This window comes from Collinsella sp. OM06-18AC (assembly GCF_003438785.1).
In the GTDB taxonomy this organism is placed as follows: Bacteria; Actinomycetota; Coriobacteriia; order Coriobacteriales; family Coriobacteriaceae; genus Collinsella.
On sequence record NZ_QSTX01000006.1, the window covers coordinates 1 to 24,256 of the forward strand.

Annotated in this window: 19 protein-coding genes; all 19 read left to right on the forward strand. The window is 59.9% G+C overall.

Annotated features, from left to right (window positions below):
- Nucleotides 1–143: 143 nt before the first annotated feature.
- The 19 genes from argF to ftsZ all read left to right on the forward strand — a co-directional run bounded on the left by argF (nucleotide 144) and on the right by ftsZ (nucleotide 24,185).
- On the forward strand, nucleotides 144–1,139 hold the full coding sequence (gene argF / locus DXB86_RS05015; RefSeq protein ID WP_117584234.1) for an ornithine carbamoyltransferase: 996 nt from the start codon (nucleotides 144–146) through the stop codon (nucleotides 1,137–1,139).
- A gap of 138 nt (nucleotides 1,140–1,277) precedes the next feature.
- A complete protein-coding gene (locus DXB86_RS05020; RefSeq protein ID WP_369831480.1) occupies nucleotides 1,278–2,765 on the forward strand; it encodes a YfcC family protein in 1,488 nt (495 codons plus the stop codon).
- Between the two features lie 605 nt (nucleotides 2,766–3,370).
- Nucleotides 3,371–4,852, forward strand: coding sequence for a DUF1846 domain-containing protein (locus tag DXB86_RS05025; RefSeq protein WP_006234276.1), 1,482 nt, complete (start codon nucleotides 3,371–3,373; stop codon nucleotides 4,850–4,852).
- 256 nt (nucleotides 4,853–5,108) lie between these two features.
- Nucleotides 5,109–5,447: a hypothetical protein gene (locus tag DXB86_RS05030; RefSeq protein ID WP_022094205.1), complete on the forward strand. Its 339-nt coding sequence runs from the start codon at nucleotides 5,109–5,111 to the stop codon at nucleotides 5,445–5,447.
- A gap of 178 nt (nucleotides 5,448–5,625) precedes the next feature.
- The gene (locus DXB86_RS05035) at nucleotides 5,626–7,287 is read left to right on the forward strand and encodes a CTP synthase (RefSeq protein WP_006234274.1); all 1,662 of its coding nucleotides are present in this window, start codon (nucleotides 5,626–5,628) and stop codon (nucleotides 7,285–7,287) included.
- A 2-nt stretch (nucleotides 7,288–7,289) separates the two neighbouring features.
- The gene (gene xerD / locus DXB86_RS05040) at nucleotides 7,290–8,231 is read left to right on the forward strand and encodes a site-specific tyrosine recombinase XerD (RefSeq protein ID WP_199410729.1); all 942 of its coding nucleotides are present in this window, start codon (nucleotides 7,290–7,292) and stop codon (nucleotides 8,229–8,231) included.
- Nucleotides 8,232–8,693: 462 nt separating this feature from the next.
- A complete protein-coding gene (locus DXB86_RS05045; protein WP_035137949.1) occupies nucleotides 8,694–9,128 on the forward strand; it encodes a division/cell wall cluster transcriptional repressor MraZ in 435 nt (144 codons plus the stop codon).
- 20 nt (nucleotides 9,129–9,148) lie between these two features.
- On the forward strand, nucleotides 9,149–10,114 hold the full coding sequence (gene rsmH / locus DXB86_RS05050; RefSeq protein ID WP_006234266.1) for a 16S rRNA (cytosine(1402)-N(4))-methyltransferase RsmH: 966 nt from the start codon (nucleotides 9,149–9,151) through the stop codon (nucleotides 10,112–10,114).
- A gap of 90 nt (nucleotides 10,115–10,204) precedes the next feature.
- Nucleotides 10,205–10,675: a hypothetical protein gene (locus DXB86_RS05055; RefSeq protein WP_117736381.1), complete on the forward strand. Its 471-nt coding sequence runs from the start codon at nucleotides 10,205–10,207 to the stop codon at nucleotides 10,673–10,675.
- 182 nt (nucleotides 10,676–10,857) lie between these two features.
- Complete coding sequence (locus DXB86_RS05060; RefSeq protein WP_369831481.1) at nucleotides 10,858–12,558, forward strand: peptidoglycan D,D-transpeptidase FtsI family protein; 1,701 nt, start codon at nucleotides 10,858–10,860, stop codon at nucleotides 12,556–12,558.
- A gap of 128 nt (nucleotides 12,559–12,686) precedes the next feature.
- Nucleotides 12,687–14,111 carry a UDP-N-acetylmuramoyl-tripeptide--D-alanyl-D-alanine ligase gene (gene murF, locus DXB86_RS05065; RefSeq protein WP_117655150.1) on the forward strand — a complete coding sequence of 475 codons (1,425 nt, stop codon included), beginning with the start codon at nucleotides 12,687–12,689 and terminating at the stop codon, nucleotides 14,109–14,111.
- Nucleotides 14,112–14,114: 3 nt separating this feature from the next.
- Nucleotides 14,115–15,134 carry a phospho-N-acetylmuramoyl-pentapeptide-transferase gene (gene mraY / locus DXB86_RS05070; RefSeq protein WP_089571579.1) on the forward strand — a complete coding sequence of 340 codons (1,020 nt, stop codon included), beginning with the start codon at nucleotides 14,115–14,117 and terminating at the stop codon, nucleotides 15,132–15,134.
- A 9-nt stretch (nucleotides 15,135–15,143) separates the two neighbouring features.
- Nucleotides 15,144–16,550 (forward strand): UDP-N-acetylmuramoyl-L-alanine--D-glutamate ligase, encoded by a 1,407-nt coding sequence (gene murD, locus DXB86_RS05075; protein WP_117736383.1) that lies wholly within the window; start codon nucleotides 15,144–15,146, stop codon nucleotides 16,548–16,550.
- A gap of 36 nt (nucleotides 16,551–16,586) precedes the next feature.
- Complete coding sequence (ftsW, locus tag DXB86_RS05080; RefSeq protein ID WP_117736384.1) at nucleotides 16,587–18,080, forward strand: putative lipid II flippase FtsW; 1,494 nt, start codon at nucleotides 16,587–16,589, stop codon at nucleotides 18,078–18,080.
- On the forward strand, nucleotides 18,070–19,185 hold the full coding sequence (gene murG, locus DXB86_RS05085) for an undecaprenyldiphospho-muramoylpentapeptide beta-N-acetylglucosaminyltransferase (protein WP_117736385.1): 1,116 nt from the start codon (nucleotides 18,070–18,072) through the stop codon (nucleotides 19,183–19,185). Before ftsW ends, murG begins: the two co-directional genes overlap by 11 nt.
- A gap of 97 nt (nucleotides 19,186–19,282) precedes the next feature.
- The gene (murC, locus tag DXB86_RS05090; RefSeq protein ID WP_099431529.1) at nucleotides 19,283–20,701 is read left to right on the forward strand and encodes a UDP-N-acetylmuramate--L-alanine ligase; all 1,419 of its coding nucleotides are present in this window, start codon (nucleotides 19,283–19,285) and stop codon (nucleotides 20,699–20,701) included.
- Between the two features lie 5 nt (nucleotides 20,702–20,706).
- Nucleotides 20,707–21,618 carry a UDP-N-acetylmuramate dehydrogenase gene (gene murB, locus DXB86_RS05095; protein WP_117736386.1) on the forward strand — a complete coding sequence of 304 codons (912 nt, stop codon included), beginning with the start codon at nucleotides 20,707–20,709 and terminating at the stop codon, nucleotides 21,616–21,618.
- Nucleotides 21,619–22,042: 424 nt separating this feature from the next.
- Nucleotides 22,043–22,831 carry a cell division protein FtsQ/DivIB gene (locus tag DXB86_RS05100; RefSeq protein ID WP_231501570.1) on the forward strand — a complete coding sequence of 263 codons (789 nt, stop codon included), beginning with the start codon at nucleotides 22,043–22,045 and terminating at the stop codon, nucleotides 22,829–22,831.
- 199 nt (nucleotides 22,832–23,030) lie between these two features.
- A complete protein-coding gene (ftsZ, locus tag DXB86_RS05105; protein WP_055251674.1) occupies nucleotides 23,031–24,185 on the forward strand; it encodes a cell division protein FtsZ in 1,155 nt (384 codons plus the stop codon).
- Nucleotides 24,186–24,256 lie beyond the last annotated feature (71 nt).

Sequence of the window (24,256 nt, forward strand, 5' to 3'; positions counted from 1 at the left end):
CGCGCTGCATGAGCATGCCCTTCTGGCGCGAGGACCTCTAAGGTTTTAACGGTTCCGGTGCGGTCCCCCTACAACCGCACCGGTTTCGCCCGTCAAACGGGCACCACTTTTTAGTAATTCACTTTTTCGAAAGGAAACGAACCATGGGTGTTAACCTCTCCGGCCGTAGCTTCCTCAAGCTCCTCGACCTCACCACCGAGGAGATCGAGTACCTGCTCAAGCTCTCCAAGAACTTCAAGGACATGAAGCGCGCTGGCGTTCCGCACCGTTATCTCGAGGGCAAGAACATCGTTCTGCTCTTCCAGAAGACCTCCACTCGTACCCGCTGCGCCTTCGAGGTTGGCGGCATGGATCTGGGCATGGGCGTCACCTACCTCGATCCGGGTTCGTCGCAGATGGGCAAGAAGGAGTCCATCGAGGACACCGCCCGCGTTCTCGGCCGCATGTATGACGGCATCGAGTTCCGTGGCTTTGCCCAGGACGACGTCGAGGAGCTTGCCGCTAAGTCCGGCGTGCCCGTGTGGAACGGTCTGACCACCGAGTGGCACCCCACCCAGATGCTCGCCGACATCCTGACCGTCCAGGAGAACTTCAACTACGACATCAAGGGCAAGACCCTCGTCTTCATGGGCGACTGCAAGAACAACGTCGCTCGCTCCCTCATGGTCGTCTGCTCCAAGCTCGGCATGAACTTTGTGGCCTGCGGCCCCGAGGAGTGCATGCCCGCTGACGACGTCATCGAGGCCTGCAAGCCCATCGCCGAGGCCAACGGCTGCACCATCAAGCTGACCACCGACGTCAAGGACGGCGTCACCGGTGCCGACGTTCTCTACACCGACGTGTGGGTCTCCATGGGCGAGCCCGACGAGGTCTGGGCCGAGCGCATCGCTCAGCTCACTCCGTATCGCGTTACCTCCGAGGTCATGGCTATGGCCAACCCGGGTGCCATCTTCCTGCACTGCCTGCCCAGCTTCCACGACACCAACACCACGATTGGCGCCGAGAAGTGCGAGCAGTTCGGCATCACCGAGCAGGAGGTCACCGACGAGGTCTTCGAGAGCCCCGCTTCCAAGGTCTTCGACGAGGCCGAGAACCGCATGCACACCATCAAGGCTGTCATGTACGCTACGCTCAAGTAAGAGCATCTAGCATCTCGCTCGGGGTGCATTGCTGCGCACCCCGAGCGCTTTTGTCTGGTAAAAATCTCGCACTGAGCGACATGCACGGCACGGAAGAGCCGCTTAGGGCGAGATCAGTAAATGATTTATGAAGGGGGGATGAGAACTATGACTGAGACCGCTAAGAAAAAGCGCGGTATGCCTTCATCGTTCACCATTCTTCTTGCTCTGCTGGCAATCGTCGCGGTTGTTACCGTTATCGTCTCCGGTACGTCCGGTGGCGCGGTTACCGCTGCCCGCTTGAGCGATTTCTGCACCGCCCCGGTCAAGGGCTTCGCTGACGCTCTGCCCGTCTGCCTCTTCGTTATGATCCTCGGCGGCTTCCTCGGCATGATGACCGAGACCGGCGCCCTGGACAACGGCATTGCTGTTCTGGTGCAGAAGCTTAAGGGCAATGAGATCATGCTCATTCCCGTGCTGATGTTCATCTTCTCCCTCGGTGGTACCACCTATGGTATGTGCGAGGAGACCGTTCCCTTCTACGCCCTGCTCGCCGCCACCATGATGGCTGCTGGCTTCGACCCCATGGTCGGCGCTGCCACCGTCCTGCTCGGCGCTGGCTGCGGCTGCCTCGGCTCCACGGTTAACCCGTTTGCCGTCGGTGCTGCCGTTGACGCTCTGACTGGCGTTGGCATTGAGGTCAACCAGTCCATCATCATCGGCCTCGGTGCCGTCCTGTGGATTGTTACCACTGTTATGTCCATCCTCTTCGTCATGAGCTATGCCAAGAAGGTCAAGGCTGACAAGGGTTCCACCATCCTTTCGATGCAGGAGCTCAAGGACGCCGAAGAGGCTCACGGCAAGGCTGCTTCCGAGGTTCACAAGGAGGTCAAGCTCACCGGTCGTCAGAAGGGTGTTCTGATCGCCTTTGCCTTCACCTTCGTCGTCATGATCGTCGGCTTCATCCCGCTGGCCGACCTTAACGAGGGCGTCGCCAACTTCTTCGATGCTGGCGCTGTCTATGACGCCGACGGTAACGCCATCGTTCAGGGCTGGTCTGCCCTGATCACCGGCCTGCCCATTGGTCAGTGGTACTTCGACGAGGCTTCCACCTGGTTCTTCCTCATGGCTGTCCTGATCGGTATTATCGGCGGCCTGTCCGAGAAGCAGATCGTCAACACCTTCATCACCGGCGCTGCCGACATGATGTCCGTTGTCCTCGTCATCGCCCTCGCCCGTGGTATCTCCGTCCTCATGGCTAGCACCGGCCTCGACGTCTACGTCCTCGACGCTGCCGCCAATGCTCTGGCCGGCCTGTCCGGCGTGATCTTCGCTCCCATGAGCTTCCTGGTCTACTTTGGCCTGTCCTTCCTGATCCCCTCGACATCCGGTATGGCTACTGTCTCCATGCCCATCATGGGACCGCTGGCTGTTAAGCTCGGCTTCTCGCCCGAGGTCATGGTCATGATCTTCTCCGCCGCTATCGGTGTCGTGAACCTGTTCACCCCGACCTCTGGCGCCATCATGGGCGGTCTTGCCCTGGCCAAGATCGAGTGGACGACCTGGCTCAAGTTTGCTCTTAAGCTCATCGTCGCTCTCTCCGTCGTCTGCGCCGTCATCCTGACCATCGCTTGCGTGATGCTCTAAGTACCCCTTGGGTACCCCACGGAAACCATGACGATCCTGTAAAGGATCACCTGGTCATCGTCTGTCCGGTGGGGTAACCCCACCGGTAGACTCCTACCTTTAGCCTCCTCCCGTTCCGTGCGCGGGAGGGGGCGCTCTTGTGTTCCGGCGTTTTACCAAACGCCGGAACCACTCGACGCTGCAAGCCCGCCAGAGCGGCAATCTGACGTTCAATCGTCGGGCATGGCCAAAAGGCCTATGCCCTCCTCTTTCACGTCACCTTGCTCGCTCTGGTGGGCTTTCGCTGACTTATGCTCAACCTGCGGCGCTGCCATTGTTGGCGCAGGGGGCGGCTTGCTCGCTCTGGTGTCTGTTCGCTGTCCGTTCTCTGCCCGCGACGTTTCTGCTGTTGGTGCAAAGGGGTCAGGTTACTTTGCGCCAAAAGGGGAAGTTGCGGTGGAATAGTTCCCGTTTGGCCGTCTTGAGGGGTTAAACAGGAGCTATTTCACCGCAACTTATCGATGGCGTGTTTGGTTGGTGCCTGTTGATGGCCTGGGCATCGGGGAGGGCAGGCTCCGTTATAATCGCGTAGGAACTTAATTTACGAAACGGGACGGGAGCCATACATGCGCCAGGGTTTCGACAACGCGAAGTATATCGAGCTGCAGGCTGCTCACATTAAGGAGCGCATCTCGCAGTTTGGCGGCAAGCTGTATTTGGAGTTTGGCGGCAAGCTGTTCGATGACTATCATGCCAGCCGCGTGCTACCGGGTTTTGAGCCGGACAGCAAGTTCCGCATGCTCAAAAGCATCGCCGACGATGTCGAGGTTATCATCGCGATCAACGCGAACCACATCGAGAAAAACAAGGCTCGTGGTGACCTTGGCATTACCTATGACGAGGATGTGCTGCGCCTGGTTGACCTGTTCCGCGGCAACGGCTTTGCTGTCGCGGCCGTGGTCATCACCCAGTACGCTGGACAGCCCGCTGCCGATGTGTTCCGCAACCGCCTGAACGCGCTCGGTATTCCCGCCAAGCTGCACTATCCCATCGAGGGGTATCCGCACGATGTCGATCTGATCGTGTCCGACGACGGCTATGGCAAGAACGAGTTTGTCGAGACCACCCGACCGCTCGTTGTCGTGACGGCGCCCGGCCCTGGCTCGGGCAAGCTCGCCACTTGCCTGTCTCAGCTCTATCACGAGCACAAGCATGGCACGGCCGCCGGCTATGCCAAATTCGAGACCTTCCCGGTTTGGAATCTGCCCCTTACGCATCCGGTCAATATTGCCTACGAGGCCGCCACGGCTGACCTCGACGATGCCAATATCATCGATTCGTTCCACCTTGAGGCCTACAACAAGACCACGGTCAACTACAACCGCGACGTCGAGGCCTTCCCGGTAGTCCGTGCCCTGATGGAAAAGATCCTGGGCAAGAGCCCCTACCAGAGCCCTACGGACATGGGCGTCAATATGGTCGGCTTTGCCATCACCGATGACGATGCCTGCCGCGACGCTTCCAAGATGGAGATCGTCCGCCGCTACTTTACCGCGGTCGAAAATGTGCGCCGTACCGGCGTGGGCGATGAGCAAGTCGACCGTCTCAAGATTATTATGAAGAAAGCCGGCATCGATAAGAACTACTCACCGGCGCGCTCGGCGGCCCTCACCAGGGAGCAGCTGACGGGTGGTCCCGTGGGTGCCATGGTCATGCCCGATGGCTCCGTGGTGACCGGTAAGACCTCCACGCGCCTGGGCGCCGCAAGTTCGCTCATTATGAACGCCCTCAAGCATGTTTCGGGCGTCGACCTTGAGCTCGAGGTCATTAGCGATGAGGCGATCGAGCCCATCAGCAAGCTCAAGACGCATTTCCTGGGCAGCAAAAACCCGCGCCTCCACACCGACGAGACGCTTATGGCGCTGTCGATCACCTCGGCCACGAGTGAGACGGCCGCTCGCGTCCTTTCGGGCCTGGAGCAGCTGCGCGGTTGCGATGCCTTCTTTAGCGTGATTATCTCGCCGACGGACGAGACGGTACTGCGCAAACTGGGTATCAACGTGTGCTGCGAGCCCAAGTTTGAGCGCCGCGGTTTCTTCCATCGCTAAGTTTGAAGCACCGCGGTAATTGCATTGCATTTTGGCCGTATCGGGTTAGCGCCCGGTACGGCTTTTTGATCAATAAAGCGTCTATTTCGGCGAAAAATAGCCGTTTACCTGCCTAGAAACAATTTGAGCGGTATACAATAACCGTAACTGTTTCATCCTTAGCGGGATGCCGCATGATGGATATTACCTGCCATCGTGAGGTGTGTCGGTCGCGCACGGCGCGTTAGATGCTCGTGCTCGGTTTGAGGAGGCTGCTATGGCGGGCAAGGGTCGTGCGAGTGTCAACGATATGAAGCGTGTCGAGGTGCTGGTGTTGATGGAGATCGACCAGCAAACCGAAGACAATGGCGGGCCGTATGGTTTCTCGCGCAAAACGCTTGCCGAGCGCGTGGGGGTTTCGCCGTATCGTGCCCGCGCCGCAATCGATCGCTTGGATTCCGAAGGCATGATTGATGTCGTCTCGCGTTATAGCGACGACGGCGGTCAGCTTGCAAATGGCATTTGCCTCACCGAACGTGGCGAGTGGTATCTTGAGGGCGTCCGTACCGGCATGCTCGTTCAGGAAATGCTTGAGGATGAGGCTGCTGATCGATAGCAGCATGTAACCCTTGCCATAGCGACGCCACCCGGGAAACCGGGCGGCGTTTTGTTTCAAGATTGAGAAATGCAACCGCACGCGAGAAAAATTGCGAACGGTCCGCGGCGCGAGTATTACAATGAAGACCCGTAAGATGTGTATGGATAACTTCTACGGGAAGCGCAGGTAACTCAATATGACCAAGCATGTGTTCGTGACCGGTGGCGTAGTTTCGTCTCTGGGCAAGGGTATTACCGCGGCCTCGCTGGGCCGTCTGCTCAAGTCGCGTGGCTACAAAGTAACGATGCAAAAGGCCGACCCGTATCTGAACGTCGACCCTGGTACCATGAGCCCGTTCCAGCATGGTGAGGTCTTTGTAACCGAGGATGGTTACGAGTCCGACCTGGACCTGGGTCATTACGAGCGCTTTATTGATGAGAACCTGACCCGCGATTCCAACTTTACGACCGGTGCCATCTACAAAAGCCTAATCGCCCGTGAGCGTCGCGGCGACTTTTTGGGCGGTACCGTGCAGGTGATTCCCCACGTCACCAATGCTATTAAGGACAAGTTCCGCCGCATCGAGGAGCAGACCGGCTCCGATGTAGTCATCACCGAGCTGGGCGGCACGATCGGCGACATCGAGTCCCAACCGTTTGTGGAGGCCATCCGTCAGTACCGCAAGGAGGCCGGCCCCGAGAACGTCTGCTACATCCACGTGTCGCTCGTTCCCTATATTGCCGCCGCCCACGAGGTCAAGACCAAGCCCACGCAGCATTCCGTCAAGGAGCTCCGCAGCTTTGGCATCCAGCCCGATATTATCGTGCTGCGCTCCGACCACCATATCGATGACGCTATCCGCGGAAAGATCGCAAGCTTCTGCGACGTCGACACCGATTGCGTCTTTACCAATGAGGACTGCGCGAGCATCTACGACGTGCCGCAGCTGCTTGCCGAGCAGGACTTTGACCTGCGTATTTGCGAGCGCCTGGGCCTGGACCCGCGTGAGCGCGACATGAGCGAGTGGAATGAGTTCCTGCGTAAGCAGAACCATGCCAATCATCACGCCGATAAGGTTAAGATTGCCGTCGTGGGTAAGTACACGCAGCTGCCCGATGCGTACCTGTCGGTTATCGAGGCCCTGCACCATGCGGGCGTCTTCTACGATCGCCATGTGGACGTCCAGCTGGTCGACGGCGAGAGCCTCGACGAGCAGAATGTCTCCGAGGTTCTGGGCGACGCCTCGGGCATCCTGGTCCCCGGCGGCTTTGGCAAGCGCGCCCTGGAGGGCAAGATCCTCGCGGCCGAGTTTGCCCGTGAGCACAAGATACCGTATCTGGGCATTTGCCTGGGTATGCAGGTCGCCGTGTGCGAGTTCGCCCGCAATGTCGTTGGCCTTGCCGGTGCCAGCTCCTCCGAGTTTGATCCGGACGGTCCGTATAGCGTCATCGATCTGATGAGCTCGCAGGAGGACGTGACCGAGAAGGGCGGCACCATGCGCCTGGGCGCCTATCCGTGCAAGCTCGCCGCCGATACCCTTGCTCGCGAGGCATATGGCGAGGAACTCGTCTACGAGCGTCACCGTCACCGCTTTGAGTTCAACAACGCTTTCCGTGACCAGCTCGAGGACGCCGGTTTGGTTATCTCGGGTCTGTCGCCCGACGAGCGCCTGGTCGAGATGGTCGAGCTGCCGCGCGACGTTCATCCGTGGTATGTGGCAACCCAGGCTCATCCCGAGTTCAAGAGCCGCCCGACCAACCCACAGCCGCTGTTCCGCGAGTTCGTGCGCGCTTCGATTGGCCAGCACGAGGGTGTCGACCGTCTGCAGGTGACGCCCATGAACCTCGCTACGGACTAAGGGTGCCGGCGAATAAGGAACATACCGAAGCTACTCCCTCGTCGCTCGCCGTGGCGGCGGGGGAGTATCTCGATTACCTCGCGGTCGAGCGGGGCTTGGCGCGCAACACGATTGCGGCCTATCGTCGTGACCTGACGACGTACTGCGCCTATCTGGAGCGGGCGGGTATTGTGTCTGTTGAAGAGGTGACCCGTCAGATCGTGGAGGGCTTTGTCGCCGACCGTCGCGATGGGGGCTATTCCGACGCCTCGGTGGAGCGCGCGCTTGCTGCCGTGAAGGGCTTGCATGCCTTTTTGGTGCGCGATGGGGCCGTGGCCCAAAACCCGACGGCGGCGTTGCGCCTGCCTAAAAAGGCTGAGCGTTTGCCGGAGTATCTATCGGTGGAGGATGTCTCGGCACTGCTCGATCAAGACTTTCCCGAGGGCGAGATGGGACTGCGCGACCATGCCATCTTGGAAGTGCTCTACGGATGCGGTTTGCGTGTGAGTGAGCTGGTTGGGCTCGATGTGGGCGATATCCATATTGACGATGGCTTTGTACTCGTTCGCGGTAAGGGCTCAAAGGAACGCCTGTCCCCACTGGTGGGAAGCGCGGCGCGAGCTCTGACGCTCTATGTAACTGAGGGACGTTCTCGCTTGGCGGCTCATGCCCGCGGAACCGAGACCTCGGCGGTCTTTTTAAATAAGAACGGACGTCGCCTGTCGCGCCAGGCCGTGCATGCGATATGCGAGCGGTATGGGCGTCAGGTGGGGCTGGTGGGGCTCCATCCCCATACCTTGCGCCACTCCTTTGCCACCCACATGCTCGCGGGCGGTGCCGACCTGCGTGTGCTGCAGGAGATTTTGGGCCATGCCGATATTTCGACCACGCAGGTCTACACGCATGTCGACCGAACGCAACTGACCGAGGTCTATCTGGCGGCGCATCCGCTAGCACATCGCTAGCACCTCGCTGACCTGCATATTTATAAATACTAAAGGGGCCGGGCCCCAGATTGCTGAGACGCACTTTTGCGCGCATGGGCAATCTGGGGCTCGTCCCATTTTTCGCTAGACACCGACGCGGCGGTGGGCCGTGTGTACCGTGGGTGGGGGAGTTTGGGGGCGATGTGAACAGCGTGTAAAGGGACGTAAAAATCGCCTCAAGGTCAACTTGAAGGTTGAGGTTCGCGGGCGTGGTTCTACAGGTGGCATCCCGCCTTTGCTGCAAACACAACATATTGTGTTTTCGAACATATGCTCGGGGGTGTTTTACAACATATTGGGGGTGGAATGGTGGGGAGGGGTGGGGGAAGGGGTGGGGAAAGGTGTTGAAAAATGGGGCGGTTCCCCATATTATTGATGACGTCGACAGGCGGGGTGGTTCCCCGCGTACGTGCCATCTGAGTAACCGAGGGGAGGGCGCACATGGGAATGACTGGTGCATACGAGCGCAATCTCGATGCAAAAGGTCGTCTGTCCCTGCCTGCACCCCTTCGCGAGGAGCTTGGAGAGCACGTTCGCGTGTTCAAAGCCCTGGATGTCGATGCTCTGTACGTGTTCTCTGCCGAGGCCTTCGATAAGTGGGTCGAAGGACTCTTCGCGGGTCGTGAGGGCCACGAGGGTTTTAACCCGCGTGACATTAACGACCAGAAGCTCATGAGGGCGATCAACAAGCGCACCACGTCGATGGACGTGGACAGCGCCGGTCGTATCGGTCTTTCCGAGTCTCTCCGCAAGCAGGCGAACCTCGACCGCGAGGTCACGGTTGTGGGCAACTACGACCACCTTGAGGTTTGGGACCGCGCTACGGCCGATGAGGACGATGACGATGAGGCCCTGCTGGACCTCTTCTTCTCGTAAGGGCAAGGCACGGGTAACGGATGGAGCGTGGGATCTTGACACAAGAATATCGGCATGAACCTGTCATGCTCGGCGAAGTACTTGAATCGCTGCGGCTAAAGAGCGGCTCCGTTGTCTGCGATTGCACCCTTGGCGGTGCCGGCCATTCGGTAAAGATGGCCGCGCAGGTGGGGGAGACGGGCCTTTTGCTCGGCGTCGATCAGGACGACATGGCCCTCGAGGCCGCTGGCGCCCGTCTGGACCGCGAGGTTCCCGGCGTTCCGCACCAGCTGCTGAAGGGCAACTTCGGCGACTTGGACGAGCTGCTTTGCTCGGCCGAGGTGCCCGGGGTCGATGGCTTCCTGTTCGATTTGGGCGTTTCGTCACCGCAACTCGATATCCCTGGCAGGGGCTTTTCGTATAACGAGGACGCCCCATTGGACATGCGGATGGATCCGGGTAATAACACCTTAAACGCAGCTGAGGTCATCAACACCTATAACGAACACGACCTCGCCCGGATTCTACGCGTCTACGGCGAAGAGAAGTTCGCCTCGCAGATCGCGCGCGAGATCGTGCGCCGCCGCGAGCAAGAACCGATCGAAACCACCGGGCAATTTGTCGAGATCATCAAGGCGGGTATCCCGGCTGCCGCTCGTCGGCATGGCGGACACCCGGCCAAGAAAAGTTTCCAGGCCATTCGCATCGAGGTCAATCACGAGCTCGATGTGCTCGAACGAGGGCTTGATGCCGCCACCAGGTGGCTCAACCCGGGCGGACGTATCTGCGTCATCTCGTATCACTCGCTTGAGGATCGTATCGTAAAGAATCACTTTAAGGAGATGAGCCAGGGGTGCACGTGTCCGCCGGAGATTCCGGTGTGCGTGTGCGGCAACGTGCCGATACTCAAGGTCATCACCCGCAAACCCCTGGTTGCCCAGCCTGATGAGGTTGAGCGCAACCCTCGGGCGAGATCAGCCAAAATCCGCGTGGCGCAGCGTCTGTAGGCGCGACCGCGCGATATTGGACCTCCCGCTCGCACCATAAACGAAGCTTAAACACACTACCAACGTACTCGGGATGGGAGGCGGCATATCATGGGCTACAACACTTCAAACGCAGCACTCGCCTATGATATGAACGCCATGCCCGCCTATCGTGAGACGCCGCAGGCCCCCGTTGCTCCCCGTGAGCAGCGCACGCCGCGCTTTGATGTCTACACGGGCGCGGGCCGTCAGGCAAACCAGGCGGTAAGCCCGGTTTTCATGAGCGTTCTTAAAACGTTTTGCATCATTGCGGCTATCTTCATGACGATCGGCGTCGCCCGCGTGGCGCTCGCCGGCGTTACGGCCCAGGTGCTCAACAGCAACGCCGAGCTTACCAACACGCTCGAAAAGGCGACCGATGAGAGCTCCGACCTGGAGGTCATGCATTCGGTCTATGGCGCCGACACGCGCATTCGCGACCTTGCGGGCACTTATGGCATGGTGGAGCCCAGCGAGAGCGTTACACTTGACTTTTCGCAGGATGCAGCCGCGGGCGCCAACGCGACCGCGACCGCTCAGTAGCAAGACGGTAGCTGAGTATGACAAATGACTATCGCCGCGGTTCCGATGGGGGCCGCGGTTCTGGACGTCCCTCGTCGCGGGGACGTTCTGGTTATCAAGGAACGGGTCGGCAATCTTACAACGCCGGGCAGTCCCGTGGCAACGACCCGGCGTCGCGACTTCGCGGCTCGGGCGGCCCTCAAGTGCATAACACCAGGTCGCGCAAGAGTTCGTCGACCGAATGGCTCACAGGCACGCCTCTGCCTCGCCGCAAAGCCGTCATGGGCCTCATTGGGCTTGGCTTGGGCTTGGGCGTCTTTCGCCTTGCCGGCTATCAAATTGTCGAAGCCGATAAACTGCGCGAGCGTGCCGATGCGCGCCGCCTGCTTGCGCAGACCCTCTATGCCAAACGTGGCACCATCTACGACCGCAACGGTAACGTGCTGGCGTCGTCGGTCGAATGTCGCAACATCGCCGTGAACCCCCAGCTTGTCGAGGATGTTGACAAGACGGTGTCGGCGCTGGTCAAGGCAACTGGAATCGATAAAAAGACCTGCCGCAAGCTCGTTGAGTCCGATGGAACCTGGGTGTATATCAAGCGCCAGGTGGACGAAGACGACGCTGCGGCGCTGGAGAAGAAGAACCTGCCCGGCGTGCTTTTTGAGCAGGCCATGAAGCGCGTATATCCATACGGCAATCTGGCATCGCAGGTGCTGGGTGTAGTGAATGTAGACAACGACGGCTTGACGGGTCTCGAAAAGCAATACAACAAGCTTCTGACCGGCACGAACGGTTCTCTCGTACGCGAGCGCGCGAGGGACGGCAGCTATATCGCGGGCGGTGCCTATAAAAAGGTGGCTGCGGTCGACGGCGTTGATCTCGTGACGACGCTCGACGTCAATATCCAGCGTGCGGCCGAGGATGCCCTGGCAGAGGCTGTCGAGAAGACAAAGGCCAAGAACGGCTCGGCGCTGGTCACCGATCCTACGACAGGCGAGATCTTGGCAGCCTGCTCGTATCCGACCTACGACCAGACCAATTTGGAAAACGCCAAGACCGAGGATATGAACCTGCGCCTGGTCACCGACGCCTACGAGCCCGGCTCGGTCTTTAAGACGCTCGTGGCGGGCGCCGGCTTCGACTTGGGTGTCGTGCGGTCGAGTACGTCGTTTGAGGTGCCGGCGAGCATCAAGGTGGGCGACGATACCGTCACCGATGCCGACAAGCGCGACTACGCCATGACCATGGATGTGCGCGAGATGATGCGCCGTTCGTCCAACGTGGGATTTGTCCTGGTGGGGCGCAAGATCGGTGCCGACGACTTTGCCGCCTATGTGGACAAGTGGGGCATCGGTCACAGCTCTGGTGTCGATTTTCCGGGCGAGAGCCTGGGCATCGTCAAGGAGCGTGACCAGTATGACGGCGCCACGCTGGGCTCGATGAGCTTTGGACAGGCGCTGTCTGTCTCGCCGATTGAGATCGCACGTGCCGTGGGCGGCATCGCCAACGGCGGCGTGATGATGACCCCGCACTTCTATAAGTCCAGCAAAGGCGACGAGAGGGACTGGGGCGAAGGCGAGCGCGCGATTTCGGAGGACGCCGCATCCCAGGTGACATCGTGCATGCAGACGGTCGTGTCGGAGGGAACGGGCGTTGGCGGCGCGGTTGACGGCTATGACGTGGCGGGTAAGACCGGTACGGCCGAACGTGCCGACGAGAACGGCGGCTACCTCAAGGAGAACTACATGTCGTCCTTTATGGGTTTTGCACCGGCACAATCGCCCAAGGTGCTGTGCTATATCACGCTCGACGGAACGCCGAGCGGCTCAGATGCCGCTGCGGTGCCGTTCCAGTCCATTATGGCCAACGCGCTCGACGTGCTGGGTATCCCACACACGAAGTAGGGGGTTACAATCTTTGGGGCGTGGTTTGTTGTCCCATATGAGGGGTGTTCACATGCCCTGCACCACGCATGCGCGGCGCTGGGATACAATACGCCGATAGCATTATTTAGGTTTACAGGGGAGCTGCAATGATAGAGATCGCCGTCAACAACCTCGCGGCCGCAACAGGGGCCCGAACCGTGACGGGAGAAGTCGATCGGGTATGCCGCGGGTGCGTTATCGACTCGCGCCAGGTCGAGGAAGGGACGATTTTCGTCGCCTTTCCCGGTGAAAACGTCGACGGCAATGATTTTGCTTCCCGTGCCGTCCAGTCGGGTGCCGGCGCCGTCGTGATGACGCGTGAGCCCGAGGCCGAGCTGGTCTCGCTGGCGCAGGACAAGGGCTGTGCCATCTTGCTGACCGATGATCCCGAGGAGTTTCTGCTGCGTTTGGCGCACGCGTATCGCCTGGAGCTTGGCTGCCTGGTCGTTGGCATTACCGGTTCCATCGGCAAGACGACGACCAAGGACGTGCTCGCCGCTGTGCTCGCCAAGCGCTATCGTGTCTGGGCCACCAAGGGCAATTTCAATAACCTGATCGGCATGCCGCTCACGGTGCTTTCCGCTCCGGCCGATACCGAGGTCCTGGTGCTCGAGATGGGCATGAACCATTTCCACGAGATCGAGCGCCTGTCTCAGTCTGCCAATCCCAACCTTGCCATCGTGAGCAAGATCGGCACCTCTCATATCGGCATTTTGGGCAGCCGCGAGAACATCGCCCGCGCTAAGGCCGAGATCGTTCAGGGCATGTGCGCCGCTGGCGACTATTTGCCGCTGCTGGTTTTGGGCGGTGAGGACGACTTTACGCCGTTCATTCGCGACACGTTCGCCCAACCTGCTGGTATCGACGTGATGCTGGCCGGCGTCTCGGACGATGATGAGGTCCGTGCCCGCGACGTTCGCGTTGATGACGAAGGCCGTCCGGTCTTTACGCTCGATTTTGGCCAGGGCGAGACGATCGATACCATGCTTGCCATCCCCGGCGTGCAGTCCGTTCCTAATGCCGTTAAGGCCGCCGCGGTTGCCTATCGCCTGGGCGTGACGCCCGAGCAGATCGATGCTGCCTTTAGGGGTCTCACGATCACCGGACACCGCCAGGAGATCAAGCGCGCCAAGAGCGGTGCACGCGTCATCGATGACTCCTATAACGCCAGTGCCGAATCCATGGCTGCTGGCCTCGATCTGCTGTGCTCGCTTTCGTGCACGGGGTCTCGCATGGCGATCCTGGGCGAGATGGGCGAGATGGGCGATGAGGCTCCTCGCATGCATGAGCTCGTGGGCGCCTATGCCGCCGCCAAGAAGCTCGACATGCTGGCGTGCGTGGGTGGTGAGCTGGCCCAGCTTATGGCCGATGCCGCACGCATGATGGGCATGGACGAGGACCGCATCCAGGTGTTCTCCGATTATCAGCAGGTGCTCGACCGCATGGGCGGCGCGCTTGAAAAACATGATGTTGTACTGGTCAAGGGTTCCCGCTTTGTTGAGCTCGACCGCTTTGTGGAAGGTGTGTGCTAGCCCATGTTCGGCAATCCCTCGTATCCAACGTATCAGGCTTTTTTGGGGCTTGGCATCGCCGCAGCCATTGCGCTGCTGCTCATGCCGTGGTGGATCAAGCTGCTCAAGGTCGAGGGTATCGGCCAGCAGGTTCGTGCCGACGGCCCCAAGCGTCATTTGGTTAAGCAGGGAACGCCCACCATGGGTGGCGTTGTCATCCTCGTCGCGATCTCGCTGACCTGCCTGCTGATGGGCAAGCTCACCACCGAGCTCGTACTCGTACTGCTCGCCACGCTGGCGACCGGCGTGCTGGGCCTGATCGACGACCTGACCTCCGTTACGCATGGGCGCTCGCTCGGTCTGACGCCTCATGCCAAGATGATCGGCCTAACCATTATCTGTGTCACCTTTACGGTACTTGCCGTCAACTGGTGCGGCGTCGCCCCCGAGATTCGTTTTCCCGGTGGGTTGACGATCGACCTTGGCGTGCTTTCGACCACCATCTGCGGCTATTCGTTCCCGTGGCTCTATATTGTCTTTTGCTGGCTGATGATTGCCGGTCTTTCTAATGCCGTGAACCTGACCGATGGCCTTGACGGTCTTGCTGGCGGCACCTCCATGATCGCCATGCTCGCCATGGCTGCCATGGCGTTTTTGCACGGAGACGTGAACCTGTCCATCTTCTGTACCGCGTGTGCCGGTGCCTGCTTGGGCTTTCTGTGGTTCAACTGCTATCCGGCGAGCATCTTTATGGGCGATACCGGCTCGCTTGCTCTGGGCGCCGCGTTTGCCTGCACGTCCATCATGACCAACACCGAGGTCGTCTCCCTCATCATCGGCGGCCTGTTTATCGTTGAGACCCTGTCGGTCATGATTCAGGTTGTCTACTTCCATTTTACGCACAAGCGCGTCTTCCTTATGGCGCCCATCCATCATCATTTCGAAAAGAAGGGCTGGGCCGAGACCAAGGTCGTCATCCGTTTTTGGATTATCGCTGCGGCCTTTGGTGCCGTTGGCCTTGCTCTGTTCTTCCAGTTGGGATAGTGGTCTTTCATGCCTCTTGCTGATGTCTTTAGCCTGCTCGTTTTGGGTCAGGGCAAATCCGGTCTCGATGTCGCCCGCTGGGCGCTGGCACATCCCGAGCGCGTAAGCGCCGTTACCGTGTATGGCGGCGGCACCTCTGAGCTCAATGACGCCACGCGTGCGCTCGAGGCTGCTGGTGCGTCGTTTGTCTATGGGACCGAACAGGTCGAGGGCGCCTATGACGTATGCGTGACGTGCCCGGGCATCTCGGAGTTCTCGGGCTTCTTTAAGGCCGGGCGCGAACATGCCGCTCAGATTATGGGTGAGCCAGAGTTTGCCTATCGCCTGTCGCCCGATAACTGGATTGCCATCACGGGCACCAACGGTAAGACGACCACCACGTCGCTGACCGATTATCTGCTCAAGGCTGCCGGCGAGGCCAGCGTAGCTGTCGGCAACATCGGCGAGCCGCCGGTCAACGAGATTGACGGCCGAGCCCACAACGAGTGGTTTGTGGCTGAGCTCTCGAGCTATCAGATTGCTACGACCACCGAGCTCCACCCTCGCGTGGCAGTGCTGCTCAACATCACTCCCGACCACTTGGGCTGGCATAAGAGCCATAAGAACTATGCGCTTGCCAAGATCAAGCTGTTTGACAATATGGTCGATGACGATCTGGTGGTTGTCGACGTCGAAGACGCCGGCATTCACGAGTTCGATGAGTACATCTATACGCCGGGTCGCCGCATCTGCAAGGTCGCTTTTGACGAGCCCGAGGGTGCAGACGCCGCCTTTGTGCGCGACGGCAAAATGGTCGTGCGCCTGAAGGGCGTCGAGACCCAGCTTGTCGCCACGTCCGAGCTCAAGATCTCGGGCCATCACAATGTCATCAATGCCTTATGTGCCGCCACGGCTGCTCTGGCCGTCGGTGCCGATGTCGATGGTGTCCGCCGCGGTCTGGCCTCGTTCCAGCCGCTCGAGCATCGCGTGGAGCCGTGCGGCGAGATTGACGGTGTGCGCTACGTCAACGATTCCAAGGCGACCAACACCGACGCGGTCGAGAAGGCACTGACGGCATTTCCCGATGACGACGTGATCTTGCTGCTCGGCGGCCACGATAAGGGCACGCCGCTCACGGACTTCGCGCGCGTCGTTATGGATAACGTGCGCTCGGTCGTCTGCTTTGGCGATGCGCGCGAGCGTTTCACCGCCGCTATGGACGAGGCCGATGTCGATGGCGATGTGGATATTGCCCAGGCGGATAACCTGCGCGATGCCGTGGACGTCGCCCGTTCGCTGTCGAGCCGTGGCGACGTGATCTTACTTTCTCCTGCCTGCTCTTCGTTCGATGAGTTCTCGGGCTATGAGGAGCGCGGCCGCGTGTTTAAGGACTATGTGGCGCAGCTTGCCGCTGCGGCGAAATCGCAAATGGAATAGGGGTTGCCGGTGAGAGAGGAGAGCCCCCGACAAGGTATGAGGAGGCCCGACTCGGACCGTGCTTCCTCGCGGCGCAGCACACCGCGTTCCGGTCGCGGCGGGCAGACGTTTAGCGAACGCTATATTGCCGGCGTTCCCGCCCGTATCATGCGCCCCCGTCTGATATTCATGGCCTGCCTGTTTATCTTGGTGTGTTTTGGTCTGCTGATGGTGTACTCGGCGTCTTCGGTCGAGGCGCTGCACGAGAATGGCTCAGCGACGTTTTTTCTGGGTCGACAGGCTGCGTTTGCCGTGGTCGGTGTTCTGGCGCTGATTGCCATCGTGCGCGTTTTGCCGGACAGCTGGTTTGGGGAGGATGTGCTCAGGATCTTCCTCATAGGCATGATAGGGCTACTGTTTCTGGTGTTCTTGGTGGGCAGCGGCAGCCGTGGCGCCACGCGCTGGCTCAACATCGCCGGCATTCAGTTCCAGCCTTCCGAGTTTTTAAAGCCATTTGCCATTGCGTATTCGGCCATCATGCTCGATCGCTTCTTTTCGCCCGGTGGCAACATCAACGAATTCCTTCGCAAGATGGGCATCTACCTGGGCATTTCGCTCTTTCTGATCTTTATCCAGCCCGATTTCGGTACCGTCCTGATCATCCTGTTGACCCTCATGTGCATGGCGTTGTTTGCGGGTCTCGACCCCAGATTTATCATCGGCGTGCTAATCTTCGGCATTCTCGTGATCGTGATTGCACTTGTCGCAGAGCCGTACCGTATGGTGCGTATTCAGGTTGCCTTGAACCCTTGGGCCGACGAGTATGGTGACGGCTATCAGGCCACGCTTGCCATCATGGCCTTTGCCTCGGGCGGTCTGTTCGGCCGTGGCATCGGCAACTCAACCATGAAGTACTCGTATCTGCCCGAGGCGCACAATGACTACATCCTGGCCATCATTGGCGAGGAAGTCGGTTTTGTCGGAACCGTGCTGTTCTTCTTGGTGTTTGCGATGCTGATCTACTCGGCGTTTCGCATTGCCGAGCAGGCGACCGATCGCCGGGGCGCGCTTATGGCGTCTGGCTCCGCGGTCATTCTCGCGGTGCAGTTTTTGATCAATGCGCTGGGCATCCTCAACGTGTTTCCCATGACGGGCAAACCGTTGCCGTTTATTAGCTACGGCGGTTCGTCGATTATTGTGTCGCTTATGCTTGCCGGTCTGATCCTGCGCGTTTCGTACGAGAGCGCCCGTCGCGATGAGTACGACCGTCGCCGCGAGAGCTTTGCCGTTATGGATGAGAGTACCGCCGGCGTGCCCCACGTACGCGGCGAGCGATCTTCGCGTAACGGCTTTACCGTTCTGGATGGCTCTGCGACCGAGCCGGCAGCCCGTCCGCGTCAGCGAACGGCGCCGCAAGGTCGTCCGCAGCGCCCCAGCCCTCGCAGCGCGGGCGGCGGATATAATCGAATCGATTTGAACTCGGACCCGTCGGCGCGTTTGCGCACCGACGACCAGGGACCGCGTGTACGAAGGGACTATCATGACCGATAAGATGACCGTTGCTATTGCAGCCGGCGGCACGGCAGGACACATTAACCCCGCGCTCGCTTTGGCCGAGGAGCTGCATGACCGTGGCCACCACGTTGTGTTCGTGGGCCAGTCGCGCAAGCTCGAGGGTCGTCTGGTCCCCGAGGCTGGGTTTGATTTTGTGCCCATTACGGTCACGGGCTTCGACCGCTCCCGTCCCTGGACGGCGCTGACCTCGCTGTGGCGTGTCAACAAGGCCAAGCGTGCGCTCGCCAGTCATTTCTCAAAGGTCGGCAAGCCCGATGCTGCCATCGGTTTTGGTGCCTATGTCGAGGTTCCGCTGCTGGGGTGGTGCAAGGGCGCAGGCGTTCCGTATCTGCTGCATGAGCAGAACTCTGTTCCGGGCCTGGCCAACAAGATGATGAACCCCCACGCCGCTCGCGTGTGCATCTCGGTGCCGGCAGCGCGCTCGGTCTTTGAGCGCGAAGGTGACCCTGACCACGTGCTCATGACCGGCAACCCCGTACGTCGCTCGGTGATCGAGGGCGATCGCGCTCGCGGCCGCAAGGCACTTGGCGTTCCCGAGGACGCTACGCTGCTGCTCGTCTTTGGCGGTTCACTTGGCGCCCAGCACCTCAACGAGCGCGCGGTTTCGCTCAAAAACGGGCTGCTTTCGCGCAAGAACCTCTATGTGTTGCATTCGACGGGTGCCGACGGCTTTGAGGAGACCGAGCGCGCTTTGGCGCTGACGCCCGAGGAGGCGAAGCGTTACCGCCTCCAGCCTTACATCGACAACATGGGCGATATGCTGGCTGCTGCCGATTTGGTGCTCTCGCGTTCGGGTGCATCGAGCGTGGCCGAGATCGCTGCGCTCGCCGTGCCCTCGATACTCGTGCCGTATCCGCATGCGACGGCCGACCACCAAACCACCAATGCCCGTTATCTGGTCGACGCCGGGGCCGGCGTGCTCTGTGCCGATGCCGATATCGACGGTTCTGCCTTTGCCGATGAGCTGCTGCACCTGGTCGATGACGCGGCAGAGCGCGACGTCATGCGTCAGGCGGCGCGTGGTCTGGCTCAGGATAGGGCCGCCGCTCTTCTGGCCGATGCGGTAGAGGGTTTGCGTTAGTTAGACGGGATATCGTCGGTCGCCCTCGCGCTGATGCGGTAGGTGCGGTACAGTTAACGGGTTACAGGCAGTGTTTACGCAAGGAGTACACGAGCACATGGCTGATTCCCAGACTGCAACCTCCGCGCCCGAGTTTAAGAGCGCCCACTTTATCGGTATCGGCGGTGCCGGCATGAGCGGCATCGCCCTCGTTCTGCACGAGCGCGGTTATGCCGTTACCGGCTCCGACCTTAAGACGTCACGTTATATCCGCCAGCTTACCCGCGCTGGTGTGAAGGTGCATGTGGGCCATGAGGCAGCCACGATCGACGAGGTCAAGCCCGACGTGGTTGTTGTCTCCACCGCTATTCCGGAGTCCAACCCTGAACTCGTGCGCGCTCGCGAGCTGGGCATTCCCGTGTGGCCCCGTGCCAAGATGCTCTCTGCTTTGGGCCACGGCTACACTACCGTCGCTGTTGCCGGCACGCATGGCAAGACCACCACGTCTTCGATGTGCGCCACCATGCTCGACCGCATGGGTCTGGATCCGAGCTTCTTGATCGGCGGCATCGTCGAGGGCTATGACACGAACGGCAAGAACGGCTCGGGAGACTACTTTGTCGCCGAGGCCGACGAGTCCGACAGCTCCTTCCTGTTCCTGAACCCCAACGTGGTCATTGTGACCAACGTCGAGGCCGACCACCTCGATCACTACTCGGGTATCGAGGAGATCGAGGCAACTTTCGCCAAATTCATGAGCCTGGTGGGCGAGGACGGCACCGTCATCGTCTGCGGCGAGGACCCGCATCTGGTCGAGCTCGCCAAGTCGACGGGCCGTCACGTGCTTTCCTACGGCTTTGCCGAGAGCAACGACATCGTCTGCGTGCACCCGGATGTCAAGGGCATCCAGAGTGACTTTATCGTTCGCTTTGAGGACGGCACTGAGCACGCTGTGGAGATCAAGAGCAATCCCGGTCGCCACAACATGCTCAACGCCACGGCGGTGCTCACCGTCGCCCATGTCCTGGGCCTTGACATCGACGCCGCCGCCAAGGCGCTCTCGAGCTTTGAGGGCGTCCGCCGTCGCTTTACCCACGTGGGCGATATCGATGGCATCACCGTGGTCGATGATTACGGCCATCACCCCACCGAGATCAAGGCGACGCTTGCCGCCGCTTCGTCGCTGGGCTACAAGCACGTCGACGTCGTGTTCCAGCCGCACCGCTATTCGCGCCTGCAGGCCCTGTGCGACGACTTTGCCGATGCATTTGCCAATGCCGATAAACTGCTGCTGATTGATGTGTTCTCGGCTGGCGAGATGCCCATTCCGGGTGTCACCTCTAAGATGCTCGCCGATACCGTGCGCGCCAAGCATCCTGGCAAGGAGGTCGTGTACTGCTCCAGCCGTCTTGAGCTCAATCAGGAGCTCGAGCAGATGGTGGGCGAGGGCGACCTGCTGCTCACCATGGGTGCCGGCGACGTTACGACCGTCGGTCCCGAGTTCATTGAGTATCTGACTGCCAAGAAAGACGCTTAAGTCTAATGGGTCTGTTTAACGCCGTCATGGCGCTCTCGGGCATGATCGACACGGATGTGATCGAGGACGAGCGCCTTGCGCGTCATACGAGCTATCGTATCGGCGGCAAGGCCGACCTCTTTGTGACGTGCCATAGCTATCATGCCCTCCGCCGCGCCGTGGCGGTGCTCGATCGCGAGCAGGTGCCGTGGGTCATCATCGGCAAGGGCTCCAATCTGCTGGTTGCCGATGGCGGTTATCGCGGTGCCGTCATTTCGCTCGGACGTGAGTTTCAGCGCACGGTTGTTGCCGATGACGGTTGTACGCTGACGGTCGGTGCGGGCGTGATGTTTGCGCGCCTGGTCAACGATGCCCTGTCGCGTAGCCTCTCGGGCCTTGAGTTTGCCGTTGGCATTCCTGGTTCGGTCGGCGGTGCGATATCTATGAATGCCGGCACACGGACCGAGTGGATTGGCTCGCTGGTTGAGGATGTCGTAACGTTTGACCCGGCATCCGGTATCAAGCATTATGCGGGGTCCGAGATCACTTGGGGCTACCGCGAATGTAGCCTTCCCCGCAATGAGATCATCCTCGAGTGCGTGCTCAAGCTAAAACCGGCGCCCAAGGCCGACATTCGCGAGCGCATGGAGCGGTACCTTACAAGGCGCAAGCGTACGCAGCCCATGGGTCGCGCATCCTGCGGGTCTGTCTTTCGCAACCCGCCCAATGCGAGTGTGGGCAAGCTTATCGAGGATTGTGGATTAAAGGGTTTTTCGATTGGCGGCGCGGAAGTTTCGCCCGTTCACGCTAATTTTATCGTTAATAACGGAATTGCCTCGGCCGATGACGTTGCCGCGGTTATTAGACATGTGCACGGAAAGGTGAGGGAGGCGTATGGCATCGAGCTCAGACCGGAAGTTAAATTCCTCGGCTTCTAGAGCATCGAAACCCACCTTCCGCCGCGCCGGAGGGCGTTCCGGCGCGCCTGCCAAACCTCAACGCAATACCGTCGCGCACTCTAAGTCTGTCGGGCATGCTCGACAGACCAGTCGTCCGGTCGTCGGCTCGCAGCTCGGTAATCGTCCGGCCGCAAAAAAGTCCTCGCGTCCCTCGGTGACGTCAAAGCCTGTTATGGGCGCCAAGGCTGCCCGTCCCATGGCAGCTCCCAAGCCCTCGACGGGAACTAAAGCGGCGCGTCCAGGTCGCACGCTGGGCGCATCGAAACCGCGCTCGCTGACATCGGTGCCGGCTACCGCCAAGAAGCCTTCGAGTAAAAAAGGTTTCAACCCGTTATCTTCACTTGGAGCGATGGCAAATAAAACATCAGACGCCGTTTCTGTCGTTACAGGCAAAGGCAAAATCGTGGGCGGCGTTCTGGCCGTCTTGGCCGTGCTCGTCGTCGTTGCCATCGTGGTGATCAACTCTGGACTGTTTACTGCCACTGATATTCAGATTCAAGGCAGCGAGCATGTGACGAAGCACGATGCTATCCAGCTGATCGACTTGCCCGAGGGAACGTCGCTTTTTAACGTCGATCCCGACCAGATTACCGAGGATCTCAAGCAGAACCCGTGGGTTTCGGGCGTGGATGTCCAGCGCCAGTTTCCCCATACGCTTATCATCACGCCGACGGAGCGTAAAGTTATCGCCATTGCGTATATCAGCTCCGACGACCTTGCCTGGGCTATCGGAGACGATGACACCTGGATCGCCCCGCTGTCGACGTCGGTCGAAGTGGACGACCAGGGCAACGTCATCACGACAGGGCAGGGCTCAAATACCTTGACCGGAATCGATGCCGCGCTGGCGCTCGCCAAGCATTATGGCGCGGTGTTGTTGACTGATGTCTCGGCGGATGTCGCTCCGGTTTCCGGCCAGGCGGTGAACTCCAAAGCCGTTAAGGCCGGCCTGGATTATGTGCGTGGTTTTTCGAGCGAGTTCTTGGGACAAGTCAAGGATATTTCCACGCCTTCGGTCGAAGCCATCTCGGCAAACCTCAATAACGGCATTGAGGTGTCGCTGGGCGATTCGGACGATATCGCCAAGAAGGAACGCGTAGTCACCAAGTTGCTTTCGCAGGTAGAGGGCGTAACGTATATCAATGTGCGCTCTCCGGGCAACTACACATTTAGGAATGCTCCGACCTCGTAGCGCTGGTTGATGCTTTGTTGAGGGGCCATACCACGCCGTTTATCTGGTTTGTTTGGTTTTCACGGTCAATTATTTGACTGATACGTTCATAATGTGCAAACATAATACGGTTTACCTTTGCATTTACTTTCAACCTGAAGGTTAATGTGCGCAGGGGTCGACCCATGCTATGGCTATAACCTTTGTTCGGAGGACCGACATGCACGAGACAGAGATCAACAACTACCTTGCCGTCATTAAGGTGGTCGGCGTCGGCGGCGGCGGTACCAACGCGGTCAATCGAATGATCGAAGAGGGCATCCGCGGCGTCGAGTTTGTTGCCATCAACACCGATGCTCAGGCACTCGCGATCTCTGATGCCGATATCAAGGTGCACATCGGCACCGACCTTACCCGCGGCCTGGGCGCCGGCGCCAATCCCGAGGTTGGCCGCAAGGCTGCCGATGAGTCCCGCGACGACATCGCCGAGGCGCTCGCTGGCGCCGACATGGTGTTTATCACCTGCGGTGAGGGCGGTGGCACCGGTACCGGCGCTGCTCCCATCGTTGCCGATATCGCGATGAACGAGGTCGGCGCACTGACCGTCGCCGTCGTGACCAAGCCCTTCACCTTCGAGGGCCGCAAGCGCAAGAAGAGCGCCGAGGAGGGCATCAAGACCCTCTCCGATTGCGTCGACACCATGATCGTCATCCCTAACGATAAGCTGCTCGACATCGCCGAGAAGAAGACCACCATGCTCGAGGCCTTCGCGATTGCCGATGGCGTCCTTTCCCAGGGCACCCAGGGCATCACCGACCTCATCACCGTCCCCGGTATCATCAACCTGGACTTCGCCGATGTTAAGACCATCATGAAGCAGGCCGGTACCGCCATGATGGGTATCGGTACCTCTTCTGGGGATACTCGTGCCGTCGACGCTGCCCAGCAGGCCATCTCCAGCCCGCTGCTCGAGAGCTCCATCGATGGTGCCACGCGCGTGCTGCTCTCCATCGCCGGTTCCAAGGACCTGGGCATCCAGGAGATCAGCGACGCCGCCGACGTTGTCGCCAACGCCGTCGACCCCGAGGCCAACATCATCTTCGGTACCGTTGTCGACGAGTCCCTGGGCGATCAGGTGCGTATCACCGTCATCGCTACGGGCTTCTCCGACTCCAACGTCAACCGTCAGGATGAGCTCTTTGCTGCTCAGCAGTCTCAGAGCAAGGCCGCTGCCTCCGCTGAGCCGCAGCGCACCGCTCCGGCTGCCAGCCCGGCTCAGGCCGCTCCGACCCGCAACGTCGGTGGTACCGAGCTGCCCAACTTTGGCAACGACCAGTTCGAGCTTCCCGACTTCCTAAAGCGCGGTAGCTTCTAGTTCGTTTTTCTCAACGACCTGCACGGGGTGTGTCCATTTGGATGCACCCCGTTTTGTTTCTCGTTTGTAAA

What these genes read in the sequence shown, in the direction of transcription:
- murF (WP_117655150.1), top strand. Translation starts at nt 12,687, where the DNA reads ATGATAGAGATCGCCGTCAACAACCTCGCGGCCGCAACAGGGGCCCGA.
- DXB86_RS05035 (WP_006234274.1), top strand. Translation starts at nt 5,626, where the DNA reads ATGACCAAGCATGTGTTCGTGACCGGTGGCGTAGTTTCGTCTCTGGGC.
- DXB86_RS05020 (WP_369831480.1), top strand. Translation starts at nt 1,278, where the DNA reads ATGAGAACTATGACTGAGACCGCTAAGAAAAAGCGCGGTATGCCTTCA.
- DXB86_RS05045 (WP_035137949.1), top strand. Translation starts at nt 8,694, where the DNA reads ATGGGAATGACTGGTGCATACGAGCGCAATCTCGATGCAAAAGGTCGT.
- DXB86_RS05025 (WP_006234276.1), top strand. Translation starts at nt 3,371, where the DNA reads ATGCGCCAGGGTTTCGACAACGCGAAGTATATCGAGCTGCAGGCTGCT.
- murC (WP_099431529.1), top strand. Translation starts at nt 19,283, where the DNA reads ATGGCTGATTCCCAGACTGCAACCTCCGCGCCCGAGTTTAAGAGCGCC.
- rsmH (WP_006234266.1), top strand. Translation starts at nt 9,149, where the DNA reads ATGGAGCGTGGGATCTTGACACAAGAATATCGGCATGAACCTGTCATG.
- mraY (WP_089571579.1), top strand. Translation starts at nt 14,115, where the DNA reads ATGTTCGGCAATCCCTCGTATCCAACGTATCAGGCTTTTTTGGGGCTT.
- murG (WP_117736385.1), top strand. Translation starts at nt 18,070, where the DNA reads ATGACCGATAAGATGACCGTTGCTATTGCAGCCGGCGGCACGGCAGGA.
- murD (WP_117736383.1), top strand. Translation starts at nt 15,144, where the DNA reads ATGCCTCTTGCTGATGTCTTTAGCCTGCTCGTTTTGGGTCAGGGCAAA.
- ftsW (WP_117736384.1), top strand. Translation starts at nt 16,587, where the DNA reads ATGAGGAGGCCCGACTCGGACCGTGCTTCCTCGCGGCGCAGCACACCG.
- murB (WP_117736386.1), top strand. Translation starts at nt 20,707, where the DNA reads ATGGGTCTGTTTAACGCCGTCATGGCGCTCTCGGGCATGATCGACACG.
- DXB86_RS05030 (WP_022094205.1), top strand. Translation starts at nt 5,109, where the DNA reads ATGGCGGGCAAGGGTCGTGCGAGTGTCAACGATATGAAGCGTGTCGAG.
- ftsZ (WP_055251674.1), top strand. Translation starts at nt 23,031, where the DNA reads ATGCACGAGACAGAGATCAACAACTACCTTGCCGTCATTAAGGTGGTC.
- argF (WP_117584234.1), top strand. Translation starts at nt 144, where the DNA reads ATGGGTGTTAACCTCTCCGGCCGTAGCTTCCTCAAGCTCCTCGACCTC.
- DXB86_RS05055 (WP_117736381.1), top strand. Translation starts at nt 10,205, where the DNA reads ATGGGCTACAACACTTCAAACGCAGCACTCGCCTATGATATGAACGCC.